Source organism: uncultured Pseudacidovorax sp. (assembly GCF_913773995.1).
In the GTDB taxonomy this organism is placed as follows: domain Bacteria; phylum Pseudomonadota; class Gammaproteobacteria; order Burkholderiales; family Burkholderiaceae_C; genus Xenophilus.
In genome coordinates, this window is sequence record NZ_CAJYES010000092.1 from 1 (window position 1) to 14,069 (window position 14,069).

The window sequence follows — 14,069 nt, forward strand, 5'->3', positions numbered from 1 at the left end:
CATCACGGCGGCTGGCCTGCTCATTTCCGGCTATGCGCTGGGCGTCGCCGTGGGCGCGCCGGTGCTCACGCTGGCCACGCGGCGCCTGCCGCGACGCACGGTGCTGATCGCGCTGATGGGCGTGTTCACCGCCGGCAACATCGCCTGCGCCCTGGCGCCGGACTACGCCACGCTGATGGCCGCCCGAGTGCTCACCTCGCTGGCGCACGGCACCTTCTTCGGCGTCGGCGCCGTGGTGGCGGCCGGCCTGGTAGCGCCCGAACGGCGCGCCTCCGCCATCGCGCTGATGTTCACCGGCCTCACGGCCGCCACGCTGCTGGGCGTGCCGGCCGGCGCCTGGATCGGGCTGCAATGGGGCTGGCGCGCCACGTTCTGGGCCGTGGCCGCGGTCGGCGTGGTCGCGCTCGCGGTGCTGATGCGCTTCGTGCCGCGGCAGGTGCAGGCCGAGGCGTCCGCCACGCTGGCCGAGGAGCTGTCGGTGCTGGCCCGGCCGCAGGTGTGGCTGAGCCTGGCCATCACCATCCTGGGCTTCGGCGGCGTGTTCGCCTTCTATACCTACGTGCAGCCGGTGCTGACGCAGGTGACCGGCCTGTCCGTCGCGGCCGTGTCGCCGCTGCTGCTGGTCTTCGGCAGCGGGCTGGCGGTGGGCAACATCCTCGGCGGCCGGCTGGCCGACCGGGCGCCGATGCCGGCCGTGATCGGCACCCTGCTCGCGCTGGCCGTGGTGCTGGCGCTCGCCCCGCTCGCCATGGCCCACCGGGTGGCGGCGGCGGTCTTCCTGGCGGCGCTGGGCGTGGCCGCCTTCGCCACCGCCGCGCCGCTGCAGGCCCGCATGCTGGAGCAGGCGGCCGGCGCGGGTCAGAACCTTGCGTCCAGCCTCAACATCGCCGCCTTCAACCTGGGCAACGCCCTCGGCGCCTGGGTAGGCGGCGCGGTCATCGACCACGGGCCCGGGCTGCACGGCCTCGGTCCCGCAGCCGCCGGACTCACGCTGGCCGGGCTGGCCCTGGCGCTGGTCAGCCGGGCGATGCAGCGTCGTCGCCTGTCCGCCGACACGCCTTCCGCGTCGCGCCGCTGCAACGCCTGACCCACACACCCAAGGAGAAACCACCATGGAACATCGACTGCTTGGCCGCTCCGGCTTCCGCGTCCCCGTGCTCGGCTTTGGCGCCGGCACCTTCGGCGGACAAGGGCCGCTCTTCAGCGCCTGGGGCCGCACCGACGTGGCCGAGGCCCGCGAGATGATCGCCATCTGCCTGGAGGCCGGCGTGTCGCTCTTCGACACGGCCGACGTCTACTCCGACGGGGCCTCCGAACGCGTGCTGGGCGAGGCACTGCAGGGCCGGCGGCACGAGGCCATTCTGTCGACCAAGCTCACGCTGCCCGCCGGGCCCGGGCCCAACGACCGCGGCTGGTCGCGCCACCACCTGATTGGCGGCGCGGAGGCCGCGCTGCGCCGGCTGCGTACCGAACACATCGACTTGCTGCAACTGCATGCCTTCGACGCGGCCACGCCGGTGGAACTGATGCTGCGCACGCTGGACGACCTGGTTCGCAGCGGCAAGGTGCGCAGCATCGGCGCCTCCAACTTCGCGGGCTGGCAGCTGATGAAGGCACTGGCCGCGGCCGACCGGCTCGGCACGGAGCGCTTCGTCGCCAACCAGACGTACTACTCGCTGGTGGGCCGCGACTACGAATGGGAGCTGATGCCGCTGGGCCTCGACCAGGGCCTCGGCGCCATCGTCTGGAGTCCGCTGGGCTGGGGCCGGCTGACCGGCCGCATCCGTCGCGGCCAGCCGCTGCCCGAAGGCAGCCGCCTGCACCAGACAGCCGGCTTCGCACCGCCGGTTCAAGAGGAGCGCCTGTTTCGCGTCGTCGAAGCCATGGACAGCGTGGCCGAAGAAACGGGGCGCACCCTGCCCCAGATCGCCATCAACTGGCTGCTTCAGCGGCCCACGGTGAGCAGCGTGCTCATCGGCGCGCGCGACGCGAAGCAACTGCGCCAGAACCTCGGCGCCATCGGCTGGCAGCTGAGCGCCGCGCAGATGGTCCGCCTGGACGCCGCCAGCGCCGTAACGCCACCCTATCCCTACTACCCGTACTGGAACGGCCAGTTCACCGAGCTGGCACCGCCAGCCGTGCCGCGGGGTTCATGACGGGCGCGTGCAGCGGCCTCGATTTCGGTCGCCTGGGTGCTCGCCGCCAGCCGGGGGGCGGCCCCGATCAGGCGCCGCGCAACTGAGCCCGCAGTTGAGCCCCCAGCTCCGGCCGCTCCAGGAAGGGATCGGCCGGGTTCTGGATGGCCACGATGTTCTCCATGCGGCTCTTCACGTTGCCCAGCGCCTTGGCGCCCGTGTGGCTGAAAACGTAGAACTGGTTGTCGCTGATGGCCTGGAAGACTTTGTGCGCCACCTCGGCCGCGGTCACCTTGCCGCTGGAGACGGCCTTTTCGGACATGGCCTGGCCGATCAGCTGGCTCTTGGTGAGCTGGCCCTGCGCCAGCGCGCCGCCCGGACGGTTGCGGTCGCTCTGCACGATGGCGGTGGGCACGAAGTAGGGGCACAGCAGGCTGGCGCCGATCTGGTCGGTGACCAAGCGCAGGTCCTGGTACATGGTTTCGGTCAGGCTCACCACGGCCGCCTTGGCGGCGTTGTAGATGCCCATGTTGGGCGCCGTCAGCAGGCCGGCCATGCTGGCCGTATTGGTGACGTGGCCGCGGTAGGCGGGGTCCTTCTCGGCGGCCTCCAGCATCATGGGCACGAACAGGCGCACGCCGTGCACCACGCCCCACAGGTCCACGCCCAGCACCCATTCCCAGTCGGCCACGGTGTTCTCCCACACCAGGCCGCCGGCGCCCACGCCCGCGTTGTTGAAGACGAACTGCGGTGCGCCGAAGCGCTCCTTCACGGCTGCGGCCAGGGCTTCCATCTCGCTGGCGCTGGAGACGTCCACCTTGCGCGCCATCACCTGCACGCCGGCGGCCTTCATCTCGGCCTCGGCCTTGTCGAGGGCATCCTGCTGCACGTCGACCAGCACGAGGTTCATGCCGCGCGCCGCGCCGATGCGCGCGCACTCGAGGCCGAAGCCGGATGCGGCGCCGGTCAGCACCGCGGTCTTGCCGTGGAAGTCCTGGATCATGGAAGTCGGTCCTTTTGCCGTTGTCTCTGGAATGCGGATGAAAGCCGCTGTGCGAGCGATTGGAGCGCCCGCGGTGCCGGCGGGCTGTCCTGCAGGCGACGGCGGCGGGCAGCAAGCCCGCCGCCATCGTGCCGATCAGCCTGCGTCGGCCGCCTTGAGCACGTAGCCGGTGCGCGGAAAGTGCACGTGCAGCGAGCCCGCGCGCTCATCCTCGCGCGCCAGCGTGAAGTGCGTGCGCGTGGCGGCCACCAGCGTGCCGGCGGTCTCCTCGAGGCCGAAGCTTTCCGCACGGATGGTCACCGCGCTGCCCAGCGGGATGCCGTGGTCGTCCTGGAAGGTGCTGTCGGTCAGCAGGGTCTTGGGGCTTGCGGCCTTGGCGATCGCCAGCGCATCGGCCGAGCTGATCTTCTCGAAGCTGCCATGGCCGATGGCCTTGATGCGGTCCATCCAGTCGACCACGGCCGGCGTGAGCTGCAGGATGGACTTCACGGCATTGACGCGGCTTGTGTACCAGAGCGGGTGATAGGCCGCGAAGTCGGCGATGCAGGGCACCTCGCCGAGCAGGTGGCTGCGGTCATCCAGCATGTCGGACAGGCGCCGCAGGTAGTTCTTGTACGCCGCAGCGGCATCGGCCGGCTTGATGCGCGCCATGTTGCCGGCGGTCATCTTGCCGCGGTCTTCCCCGAAGGCCTTGGCCGCCTCGGCCGGCAGGCTGGCGAAGAGTTCGGCCGCGCCCTTGGGCTGAAGGTTCCAGGCCATGGCGGCCCAGAACAGGGTGCTGTCGGCCCACTGGGCCACGATGCGGGCCAGGCCCTTCTCGGGCTCGGGGTAGAGCGTGGGTTCGGGCTGCAGGTGCTCCAGCACATCGGCGATGAGGGCCGTGTCGCAATACACGTCGGCCCCCACCTGCAGCACCGGCGTGCGGCGGTAGCCGCCGGTCAGCGCCACCAGGTCGGGCTTGGGCATGACCGAGGGGATGATCACCGACTTCCAGGCCAGCTTCTTGTGGCCGAGCAGCAGGCGCACCTTCTCCGAGAAGGGCGAGGCGGCGTAGTGGTGCAGGATGATGTCTGCCATGGGAACTCCGGAAAAGGACGGCGGCATGGCGCCGGGTTCAGCGGCGCAGGCCGCTGCGTGGGTCGGATGCGAAGAACGGTGGTGGGGCGGACCGGCGATGCGGCCCGGCAAAGGGCCCGCTCAGCGCGGCATGGCCCGGGCCAGGATGGCGTCGAAATCGGCGCCTTCGCCCAGTGTGCCGAAAGTCTGGCCCCAGTCGCCGCCGATACGAGAGGCGCAGAAGGCCTCGTGCACCGCCGTCGGCGCCGTCTGCACCAGTAGCGCGGCCTGCACGGCCAGCGCCACGTCCTGCGCCAGGCGACGGGCCTGCGTCTCGGTGGCCATGGCTTCCACGCGCGTGGGCAGGGCGTCCATCAGCCGGTCGAGCGCGGGATGCGCGCCGCGGGCGGGAGCGAGTTCCTCGGCCAGCGCGGCGGCGATGTCGCCCTTGCGCAGGGCCCGCAGCAGATCGATGGCCATGATGTTGCCCGCGCCCTCCCAGATGGAGTTGACCGGCATCTCGCGGTAGATGCGGGCCAGTACGCCCTCGCCGCCCTCCTCCACATAGCCGTTGCCGCCCAGGCATTCCATGGCTTCCTGCGCGAGCGCGGCGCCGCGCTTGCAGATCCAGAACTTGGCGATGGGCGTGAGCACGCGGGCCAGCAGGCGCTCGCGCGGGTCCTGCGCACGGTCGAAGGCGCGCGCGAGGCGGATCGACAGGGCCACCGCCGCTTCGCTTTCGAGCGCCATGTCGGCCAACACGTTCTTCATCAAAGGCTGCGCGATCAGCGGCTTGCCGAAGGCGCTGCGCTGCGCCGTGTGGTTGAGGGCCTGCGCCAGCGCCTGCCGCATCAGGCCGCTGGTGCCCAGCGAGCAGTCGAGCCGGGTCATGGTGCCCATCTCGAGGATCTGCGGCACGCCGCGCCCTTCCTCGCCCACCAGCCAGGCGGTGGCGCCGTGGAACTCGACTTCGGAGCTGGCATTGGCCTTGTTGCCCAGCTTGTCCTTCAGGCGCTGGATGCGCAGTGCGTTGCGCGTGCCATCCGGCAGCACCCGCGGCAGGAAGAAGCAGGTCAGCCCCGCCGGGGCCTGCGCCAGCACCAGGAAGGCGTCGCACATCGGCGCCGAGAAGAACCACTTGTGGCCGGTGAGCACATAGCGCTCGCCCCAGGCATCGGCGCCGTCCCGCACCGCCTGCGTGGTGTTGGCCCGCACGTCGGAGCCGCCCTGCTTCTCGGTCATGCCCATGCCCATCGTCACGCCGGGCTTGTCGCGCCAGACAGCCAGCTGCGGGTCGTACCAGCGGCTCTGCAGCTTGGCCGCCCAATCGGCGTAGATGCCGGCATTGCCGCGCAGGCCGGGAGTGGCCGCATAGGTCATGGAGATGGGGCACAGCATCGAGGGCTCCAGCTCGGTGAAGAGCATGAAGCCCGCGGCCCGCTGCACGTGCGGCGAGCGGCCGGCCGCGACCGCCACCGGATCGCCCGCCTCTGCCCAGGGCGTGCCGTGCAGGCCCGCGCCCACGGCGGCGCTCATCAGCGCGTGGTAGCTGGGATGGAACTCCACCTCGTCGATGCGCCGCCCGAAGCGGTCGTGCGTGTGCAGCACCGGCGTGTGCACATTGGCCAGGCGCGCATGCTGCTGCATCTGCGCAGTGCCCACCTCGCGGCCCAGCGCCTGCAGCGGCGCTAACTCCAGCCCCGGCGCATTGAAGCGCAGGGCATCCTGCAGCGCGCGGTTCGTGGCGAACAGGTCGTAGTCGACCAGCGGCTCGGGCTGGTTGAAGACCTCGTGCGTGACAAAGGGGCTCATGCCTGCCTCCTGGCCTCGGTGCCGGTTGCGGGGCCCGGCGCTCCGGCCGGGTCGGGATCAGTGCATCAGACCAGCTTGACCAGCTGCTTGCCGAAGTTCTTACCCTTGAGCAGGCCCAGGAAGGCCTCAGGCGCCTTCTCGATGCCCTCGGCGATGGACTCGCGCGGGCGCAGCTTGCCGGTGGCGACCAGCGTGCCCAGTTCCTTGAGCGCCTCGGGCCACACCTCCATGTGCTCGCTGACGATGAAGCCTTCCAGCTTCACGCGGTTGATCAGCAGCAGCGTGGGGTTCTGGATGGGCAGCGGCTGGCCGTCGTAGCCGGCGATCATGCCGCACAGGGCGATGCGGGCGAAGGCGTTCAGGCGCAGCAGCACGGCGTCGAGGATGTAGCCGCCCACGTTCTCGAAGTAACCGTCGATGCCGTCGGGGCAGGCTTCCTTGAGCGCGGCGCTCATGCTCTTGACGTCGGGGTGCTGGCGGTAGTCGATGCAGGCGTCGAAGCCCAGCTCGTCCGTCACGTACTTGCACTTGTCCGGGCCGCCGGCGATGCCGACGACGCGGCAGCCGCGGGCCTTGGCCAGCGCGCCGAAGGCGCTTCCGACGGCACCGCTCGCCGCCGTGATGACCAGCGTCTCGCCAGCCTTGGGCGCGATGATCTTGACCAGGCCGTACCAGGCCGTCACGCCCGGCATGCCGACCGCGCCCAGGTAGTGGGACAGCGGCACATGCGTGGTGTCGACCTTGCGCAGCACGCCGGGCTGGTTGGCGTCCACCACGCCGTATTCCTGCCAGCCGCCGAAGCCGACCACCTTGTCGCCGACGGCGAACTTGGGATGGCGGCTCTCCACCACCTCGCCCACCGTGCCACCCTGGAAGGTCTGGCCCAGGGGCTGCGAGGCGGCATAGCTCTTGGAGTCGTTCATGCGGCCGCGCATGTACGGGTCCAGGCTGAGGTAGTGGTGGCGCACCAGCACCTGGCCGTCGGTCAGGGCCGGCGTCTCGCCCACGACGAGCTTGAAGTTCGACAGCTCGGCCTCGCCGGTCGGGCGGTTGTCCAGATGGATCTGCTTGTTCTGCGGCATGGTTGGCTCTCTGTGTCAGTCGGTGGAAAGGGGTTTGAGGTCATGCACGCCCCGGCCATCGACCGGCAGACGCTTGACGTACTTGAAGGTGCCGGTGGCATGGCTGCAGAGCCGGCCGGCGGCGTCAACGATGCGCGCCTCGGTGAAGGCCATCGTGGCCGTGCGGTGCATCAGGCGGCCATGGGCCACGAGCGGGCCGCGCGCAGGCTGCATGAAGCTGGTCTTCATCTCGATGGTGACCACGCCGATCTCCGGCTGCACGCTGCGTGCAGCGGTGGCCATGGTCACGTCCAGCAGCGTCATGCACGCGCCGCCATGCGCCACCTGGAAGCTGTTGAGGTGCTCATCGGCAGGCGTGTAGTGCAGCTCCGACTCGCCGCCCTCGAAGCGGTGCATCGTGAAGCCCAGGTGGTGGACGAAGGGAATGTCGACGCCGAAGGAAATGTTCATGGTCTGCAAGGCAGCCGCGCGAGGCGGCACGGGTTCGATGAAAGGGCGGGCTCAGGCCGCGCCCAGCACGACGCTGGTGCCGCCATCCACCGCCATCCACTGGCCGGTGATGTGCTTGCCTGCGTCGCTGGCGTACAGCAGCGTGATGCCCTTGAGGTCTTCATCATCGCCCAGGCGGTTGAGCGGCGCGGCGGCCTTCATGTTGTCCTCGCCCAGCTGGTCGATCAGGCCCGAGGCCATCTTGGTGCGGAAGAAGCCCGGACAGATGGCGTTGACGTTGATGCCATGGCGACCCCACTCCGCAGCCAGCGTGCGGGTGAAGCCGATCACCGCCGTCTTGGAGGTGTTGTAGGCCAGGGTCTTCATGCCGATCGGGTTGCCGTTGAGGCCCGCGATCGAGGCGATGTTGATGATGCGCCCCGTCTTCTTCGGGATCATGTAGCCGTTGGCAATCTGCTGGCTCAGGATGAAGTAGCCCCGCACGTTGAGGTTCATCACCTTGTCCCAGGCCGAGACCGGATGCTCCTCGGCCGCGGCGCCCCAGCTGGCGCCCGCGTTGTTCACCAGGATGTCCACGGCGCCCATGCGCTCCAGTGTCTCGTCGGCCAGGCGGCGCGTGTCCTCTTCCTTGCTGCAGTCGGCGGCGATCCAGCGTGCATCGATGCCGGCCGCCTGCAGCTCGGCCGCGGCCTGCTCCAGATCGTCGGCCTTGCGCGAGCTGAGCATGACCCTGGCGCCCGCTTCGCCCAGCGCATGGGCCATCTGCAGCCCCAGGCCGCGGGAGCCGCCGGTGATCAGGGCGACCTTGCCCTTCAGGTCGAACAGTTGCTGGACGGTGCGTGCGCTCATGGCGTGTGTCTCCGGAAGTGTGGAAAGGAAGGGTTCGGCGCGATGCCAGTCAGCAAACCCGTTCGCCCTGAGCCTGTCGAAGGGCTTCGGCACTTGGGCGCCGGGCTTCGACAGGCTCAGCCCGAACGGTCTTGGGTCAACTCGGCGTCATTGCAAGGACCGATTCAGGGTTTGATGCGGGAACGGATGTAGATCAGCACCACGCCGGCCAGCACGGCCACGCCACCCGGCACGCCGATGGACCAGCCGAGCGGCTCGTCCTGGCGGGCGGTGGCGATGCCCAGCACCACGGTGAACAGGCCGGCATAGATCAGGATCCAGCTCAGCTTCTCGGTCCAGTGGCGTTGTTTGGGCGGTCGGACGGGTGCTTGGGAGGTCATCAGAAGGCGTCTTCGGGAAGGTCTGCGCAGACCGGCTCGCGGCTCTCGACCACGTTGAGCCAGGCGCCGATCTTGGGCAGTTCGTAGCGATAGAAGTAGGTGGCGGCGCCGAAGCGGCCGGTGGTCGACACCGAGGTCGATCCATTGTCCTTCTCGATGGCCTTGTCGGCGACGTCCAGCCACATCCACGCCAGGACCATGTGGCCGAAGGCCTGCATGTAGGGCACCGCATTGACCAGCGCCTCGGCCGGGTTGCCGGTGGACCAGGCGGCCTGGATGGCGGCAGTGACGCGGCCGAAGGCCTGGCCCAGCGCATCGGCAAAGCCGGCGAGCTCCGGCCGGGCCGCGGCGCGGGCGATGGTCTCCTGCACTCGGGCGCCCAGCAGTTGAAGGCCCTTGCCGCCTTCCATCAGTACCTTGCGGCCAAGCAGGTCGGCGGCCTGGATGCCGTGGGTGCCCTCGTGGATCATGTTCAGGCGGTTGTCGCGCCAGTACTGCTCCACCGGGAAGTCGCGCGTGTAGCCGTAGCCGCCGTGGATCTGGATGGCCAGCGAATTGGCCTCCAGGCACCATTCGCTGGGCCAGCTCTTGGCGATGGGCGTCAGCACCTCCAGCAGCAGGCGCGCGTCGTCGGCCGCTTCGGGCGTGCCGGTTTTCTGCTCGTCGACCAGGCGGGCGCAGTACAGCTGCAGCGCCAGCGCGCCTTCGCAGTACGCCTTCTGCGCCAGCAGCATGCGGCGCACGTCGGCGTGTTCGATGATGCGCACCTGCGGCCGGGTGGCGTCCTTGCCGGCGGGGCCGACGGGCCGGCCCTGCGGCCGGTTCTTCGCATAGTCCAGCGAGGCGTGGTAGCCCGCCATGCCCAGCATGACGGCGGCGGTGCCGACGCCGATGCGGGCCTCGTTCATCATGTGGAACATGCAGGCCAGTCCCTGTCCCGGCTTGCCGACCAGGTAGCCCACCGCGCCGGCCTTGCCGCCGACCGGGTACTTGCCCTCACCGAAGTTCAGCAGCGTGTTGGTGGTGCCGCGCCAGCCCAGCTTGTGGTTGAGGCCCGCCAGCGCCACGTCGTTGCGCTCGCCGGTGAGTCGGCCTTCGGTGTCCACCATCTTCTTGGGCACGATGAACAGCGAGATGCCCTTGACGCCCGGGATCAGCTTGCCGTCCGCATCCGGGATCTTGGCCAGCACGATGTGGACGATGTTCTCGGTCAGCTCATGGTCGCCGGCCGAGATCCACATCTTGTTGCCCTTGAGCCGGTAGCGCGGGCCGAGCGGGTCGTTCTCGAAACCGTCGCCATCCGGCACCGCACGCGTGGCCACGTCCGACAGCGAGGAGCCGGCCTGTGGCTCCGACAGGCACATGGTGCCGGCCCAACGGCCCGAGAACTCGTTGAGCGCGAAGACCTTCTTCTGCATCTCGGTGCCGTGCACCATCAGCAGGTTCGCATTGCCGCTGGTCAGCATGTTCGAGCCGATGCTCACCGAGGCCATGGCGAAGAAGGAGTTGGCCGCCGCCTGCACCGTATAGGGCAGCTGCATGCCGCCGATGTCGTAGTCCTGCGCGGCGGCCATCATGCCGCTCTCGACGAAGGCCGCATGGGCCTCGTGCGTGGCGCGCGGCAGGATCACCTTCTCGCCGTCGAAACGCGGCTCCTCGACATCCACCGTGCGATTGGCCGGCGCGTACTTCTCACGGGCGATGCGCTCGCAGGTGTCCAGCACGGCATCGAAGGTCTCGCGCGAATGGTCGGCAAAACGCTCGCGCTCGTTCAGGCGCTCGGCGTGGAGCCAGTCGTAGAGCAGGAAGTCCAGGGTGTCGCGATAGCTCATGGTTGTCTCGTCGTGAAGAAGACCGCGCCGCGAGGCGCGGCGCGGCGCGGTGTTGGGCAGTGCCGGCCCGTGCGCCGTGTGCTCAGTCCTGCGCCGCAATCAGCGCCATGGTGCCCGCCGCCTTGACGACCAGCGTGCGCCGGCCGTCCGCCGCCACGGCGTACACCTCGGCCTCCGTGAAGCTCAGCTGGCGGCCCGCCCGGATCACCCAGGCCTCGCACTCCAGGCGCACACCGCGCGCACCGCGCAGCAGGCTGGTCTTGAATTCGGCGGTGACGACCCAGAAGCCCTCTGGCGCCATCGTCTGCGCCGCCGCGCCCATGGTGTGGTCGGCGATGGAGGCCATCACACCGGCATGCACGACGCCGGTGTGCTGCAGATGGCGCGGCGCGAGCAGGAGCGCGGTGCGCACCCGCCCCGTCTCGCCGCCCGTGGCCTGTACGCCCAGGTCGGCCATGAAGGGCGCACTGGCGAAGAAGCCCTGCAGCGTGGGCAGATCGACCTTCATCGCCGTGCCTTGCGTGCGCGTCAACCGAGGATCAGAGAACCTCGAACACGCCGGCAGCACCCATGCCGCCGCCGATGCACATGGTCACCACCACCTTCTTGGCGCCGCGGCGCTTGCCTTCGATCAGCGCATGGCCAGTCAGGCGCTGTCCGCTCACGCCGTAGGGGTGGCCCACGGCAATGGCGCCGCCGTTGACGTTCAGGCGGTCGTCCGGCAGGCCCAACTTGTCGCGGCAGTACAGCACCTGCACGGCGAAGGCCTCGTTCAGCTCCCACAGGTCGATGTCGCCCACCGTCAGGCCCAGCTTCTTGAGCACCTTGGGGATGGCGAAGACGGGGCCGATGCCCATCTCGTCGGGCTCGCAGCCGGCCACCGAGAAGCCCAGGAAGCGGCCGAGCGGCTTGAGGCCCTTGCGCTCGGCATAGGCTTCGTCGACCACCACGCAGGCGCCGCCGCCATCGGAGAACTGGCTGGCATTGCCGGCCGAGATCAGGCCGCCAGGAATGGCGGGGCGGATGCCGCTGATGCCTTCCTTGGTGGTGCCGGGGCGGATGCCCTCGTCGTTCTCGACGGTGACTTCCTTGGTGATCAGACCCAGCTGGCCATCGGCCACGCCGGCGAGCACGGTGATGGGGGCGATCTCGTCCTTGAACTTGCCGGCTTCCAGCGCGGCGGTGGCGCGCTGCTGGCTGCGCGCGCCGTACTCGTCCATGGCCTCACGACCGATGTTGTAGCGCTTGGCCACCTGCTCGGCGGTCTGCAGCATGTTCCAGTAGATCTCGGGCTTGTTCTTGACCAGCCAGGGATCGGTGAGCATGTGCTTGTTGGCCTCGTTCTGCACGCAGGAGATGCTCTCCACGCCGCCAGCCACGTACACCTCGCCCTCGCCCGCGATGATGCGCTGGGCAGCGGTGGCGATGGTCTGCAGGCCCGAAGAGCAGAAGCGGTTGATGGTCATGCCCGAGGTCGTGATAGGCAGGCCGGCGCGCAGCGCGATCTGGCGCGCGATGTTGCTGCCGGTTGCGCCTTCGGGCGTGGCGCAACCCATGATGACGTCGTCGACCTCGGCGCCATCGATGCCGGCACGCTGCACCGCATGCTGCACGGCGTGGCCGCCCAGCGTGGCGCCATGGGTCATGTTGAAGGCACCCTTCCAGCTCTTGGCGAGCGGCGTACGGGCGGTGGAAACGATCACGGCGCGGGTCATGGTGTCTTCCTTTGAATGGAGGCGGAAACGGAAGCGGGCTGCGACGCGTTGCGCAGCAGCTGCTGGTAGAAGCCGATCATGTCGCCGTAAGCGGCGATGCTCAGGCGTTCGTTGGTGCCGTGGAAGCGAGGCAGGTCCTCGTTGTTCACACGGATGGGCGAGAAGCGGTAGACCGCCTTCGAAATGCCCGTGAAATGGCGCGAGTCGGTGGCGGCGGTCATCAGGCCGGGGGCCACAACCGCATCGGGAAAGCGCTCGCGGATGCTGCGCTCGATGAGCGCGTAGCCCGTGCTCTCGGTGGGCGAGACGGGCGACGGCTCGGCGTTGCCGGGGTAGGCCTTGATCTGGATGTCGTCGTCGGCGAGCGCCTTCTTCAGATGGGCCTGCACGCTGTCCAGCGTGTCGCCGGGCAGCACGCGGAAATTGACCGCCGCCTCGGCGCGGCCGGGTAGCACGTTGTCCTTGTTGCCGGCACGCACGATGGTCAGTGCGGTGGTGGTGCGCAGCATGGCGTTGCTGCTAGGGCTCTTTTCGAGCTGGCTGCGCACCAGCGGTTCGGTCAGCCAGAGGTTGGAGAGCATCACACGGTTGAGCGGGCTCATCTCCGGTGCGAGGGTGCCGAACATCTGCCCGGCCACGCCGCGGATGCCGCCGGGCATGGGCGAGGCCTCGAGTCGTGCCAGCGCCGCGCTCATGCGGCCGATGGCGCTGTGCGCGGGCGGCATGGAGGAATGGCCAGGCGAGGTGTCGAGCGTGAGGAAGAAGGTGCCGTAGCCCTTCTCGGCCAGGCCCACCAGCGCGGCCGGCTTCGAAAGGCCGGGCAGCACGCCGTCGAGCACCAGCAGGCCCTCGTCGAGCACCCATTCCAGTTCGACGCCGCGCGACTGCAGCAGCTCGGCGATAGGCTTCGCGCCCCGCAGACCGCTGACTTCCTCGTCGTCGCCCATCACGAGATAGAGGGTCTGGCGCGGCTGGAAGCCCGCCGCCAGGAGCGACTCCACGGCCTCCAACTGGGCCAGCAGGTTGCCCTTGTCGTCCATGGTGCCGCGGCCCCAGATGAAGCCGTCCTTCACCTCGCCGGCGAAGGGGTCCACGCTCCAGGCCCGCTCGGTACCCGGCGCGATGGGCACCACGTCCTGATGCGCCATCAGCGCGGCGGGCATGGCCTTGGGGTCGCGGCCCTCCCAGGTGAAGAGCAGCGCATGCCGGCCCACCACCTCCTTGCGTAGCGCACCGTGCACGCGCGGGAACTGCTGGGCCAGGTAGGCCTGGAACTTGTCGAACTCGGCGCTGGATTCGCCCGAGCCGTCCATCGCCGAGATGGTGCGAAAACGGACCGCACCTGCCAATCGCTGCGCCGCCGAAGCAAGGTCGACGTCCGCCTTCGATGCGGGCGCCACGGCGACCTGTCGGGAACCCTGCCGCCAGGTGTTGACGCCCAGCGCCGCGGCCAGCAGCACCAGCGCAGCGAGCAGAATCAGCAGAAGGCGGCGGATCATCGGCAGTCGCTTCGGTGGCGTGTCAGTGGCTCAACGCGTCAAGCCTGGTCGAAGCCCTTGCCTTCAGCCGCCAGCTTGCGGATCAGGCCGGCCGGCTCCCAGAACTTCGCGTCATCGTTGGGGTTGCGGCCGAAGCGCTGCATCGCCTGCACCACGTTGAACAGGCCCTGCTGGCTCGCGTAGTGCATCGGGCCCCCGCGGAAGATCGGGAAGCCGTAGCCCGTGATGTAGACCATGTCGATGTCGCTGGCCTTGC

14 protein-coding genes are annotated in these 14,069 nt (G+C 69.4%); 2 read left to right on the forward strand and 12 right to left on the reverse strand.

Going from position 1 to position 14,069, the window contains the following annotated elements; genetic code table 11:
* On the forward strand, positions 1–1,087 hold a 1,087-nt coding region (locus QZ772_RS08265; RefSeq protein WP_295524599.1), incomplete at its 5' end, for an MFS transporter.
* 25 nt (positions 1,088–1,112) lie between these two features.
* Complete coding sequence (locus QZ772_RS08270) at positions 1,113–2,156, forward strand: aldo/keto reductase (RefSeq protein WP_295524600.1); 1,044 nt, start codon at positions 1,113–1,115, stop codon at positions 2,154–2,156.
* Positions 2,157–2,223: 67 nt separating this feature from the next.
* On the opposite strand, the gene QZ772_RS08275 is transcribed toward QZ772_RS08270, so the two are convergent.
* From QZ772_RS08275 to QZ772_RS08330, 12 genes are all read right to left on the reverse strand, one after another.
* Complete coding sequence (locus QZ772_RS08275) at positions 2,224–3,138, reverse strand: SDR family oxidoreductase (protein WP_295524601.1); 915 nt, start codon at positions 3,136–3,138, stop codon at positions 2,224–2,226.
* A gap of 135 nt (positions 3,139–3,273) precedes the next feature.
* Positions 3,274–4,215, reverse strand: coding sequence for a glutathione S-transferase family protein (locus QZ772_RS08280; RefSeq protein WP_295524603.1), 942 nt, complete (start codon positions 4,213–4,215; stop codon positions 3,274–3,276).
* Positions 4,216–4,335: 120 nt separating this feature from the next.
* The gene (locus QZ772_RS08285) at positions 4,336–6,006 is read right to left on the reverse strand and encodes an isovaleryl-CoA dehydrogenase (RefSeq protein WP_295524605.1); all 1,671 of its coding nucleotides are present in this window, start codon (positions 6,004–6,006) and stop codon (positions 4,336–4,338) included.
* Positions 6,007–6,071: 65 nt separating this feature from the next.
* Positions 6,072–7,088: an NADP-dependent oxidoreductase gene (locus tag QZ772_RS08290; protein WP_295524607.1), complete on the reverse strand. Its 1,017-nt coding sequence runs from the start codon at positions 7,086–7,088 to the stop codon at positions 6,072–6,074.
* 15 nt (positions 7,089–7,103) lie between these two features.
* Entirely contained in the window at positions 7,104–7,538 is a 435-nt protein-coding gene (locus QZ772_RS08295) for a PaaI family thioesterase (protein ID WP_295524609.1), read from the reverse strand.
* A gap of 51 nt (positions 7,539–7,589) precedes the next feature.
* On the reverse strand, positions 7,590–8,387 hold the full coding sequence (locus QZ772_RS08300; protein WP_295524611.1) for an SDR family oxidoreductase: 798 nt from the start codon (positions 8,385–8,387) through the stop codon (positions 7,590–7,592).
* A gap of 164 nt (positions 8,388–8,551) precedes the next feature.
* Positions 8,552–8,767, reverse strand: a complete 216-nt coding sequence (locus tag QZ772_RS08305; protein ID WP_295524613.1) for a hypothetical protein — start codon at positions 8,765–8,767, stop codon at positions 8,552–8,554.
* A complete protein-coding gene (locus QZ772_RS08310; protein WP_295524615.1) occupies positions 8,767–10,599 on the reverse strand; it encodes an acyl-CoA dehydrogenase in 1,833 nt (610 codons plus the stop codon). The genes QZ772_RS08305 and QZ772_RS08310 overlap by 1 nt, the downstream gene beginning before the upstream one ends.
* A gap of 82 nt (positions 10,600–10,681) precedes the next feature.
* Complete coding sequence (locus tag QZ772_RS08315; protein WP_295524618.1) at positions 10,682–11,131, reverse strand: PaaI family thioesterase; 450 nt, start codon at positions 11,129–11,131, stop codon at positions 10,682–10,684.
* A 7-nt stretch (positions 11,132–11,138) separates the two neighbouring features.
* Positions 11,139–12,314 (reverse strand): acetyl-CoA C-acyltransferase, encoded by a 1,176-nt coding sequence (locus QZ772_RS08320; protein ID WP_295524621.1) that lies wholly within the window; start codon positions 12,312–12,314, stop codon positions 11,139–11,141.
* The gene (locus QZ772_RS08325) at positions 12,311–13,813 is read right to left on the reverse strand and encodes a M20 family peptidase (RefSeq protein WP_295524623.1); all 1,503 of its coding nucleotides are present in this window, start codon (positions 13,811–13,813) and stop codon (positions 12,311–12,313) included. The genes QZ772_RS08320 and QZ772_RS08325 overlap by 4 nt, the downstream gene beginning before the upstream one ends.
* 38 nt (positions 13,814–13,851) lie before the next feature.
* The coding region (locus QZ772_RS08330) for a hypothetical protein (protein ID WP_295524626.1) at positions 13,852–14,069 on the reverse strand (218 nt) is incomplete at its 5' end.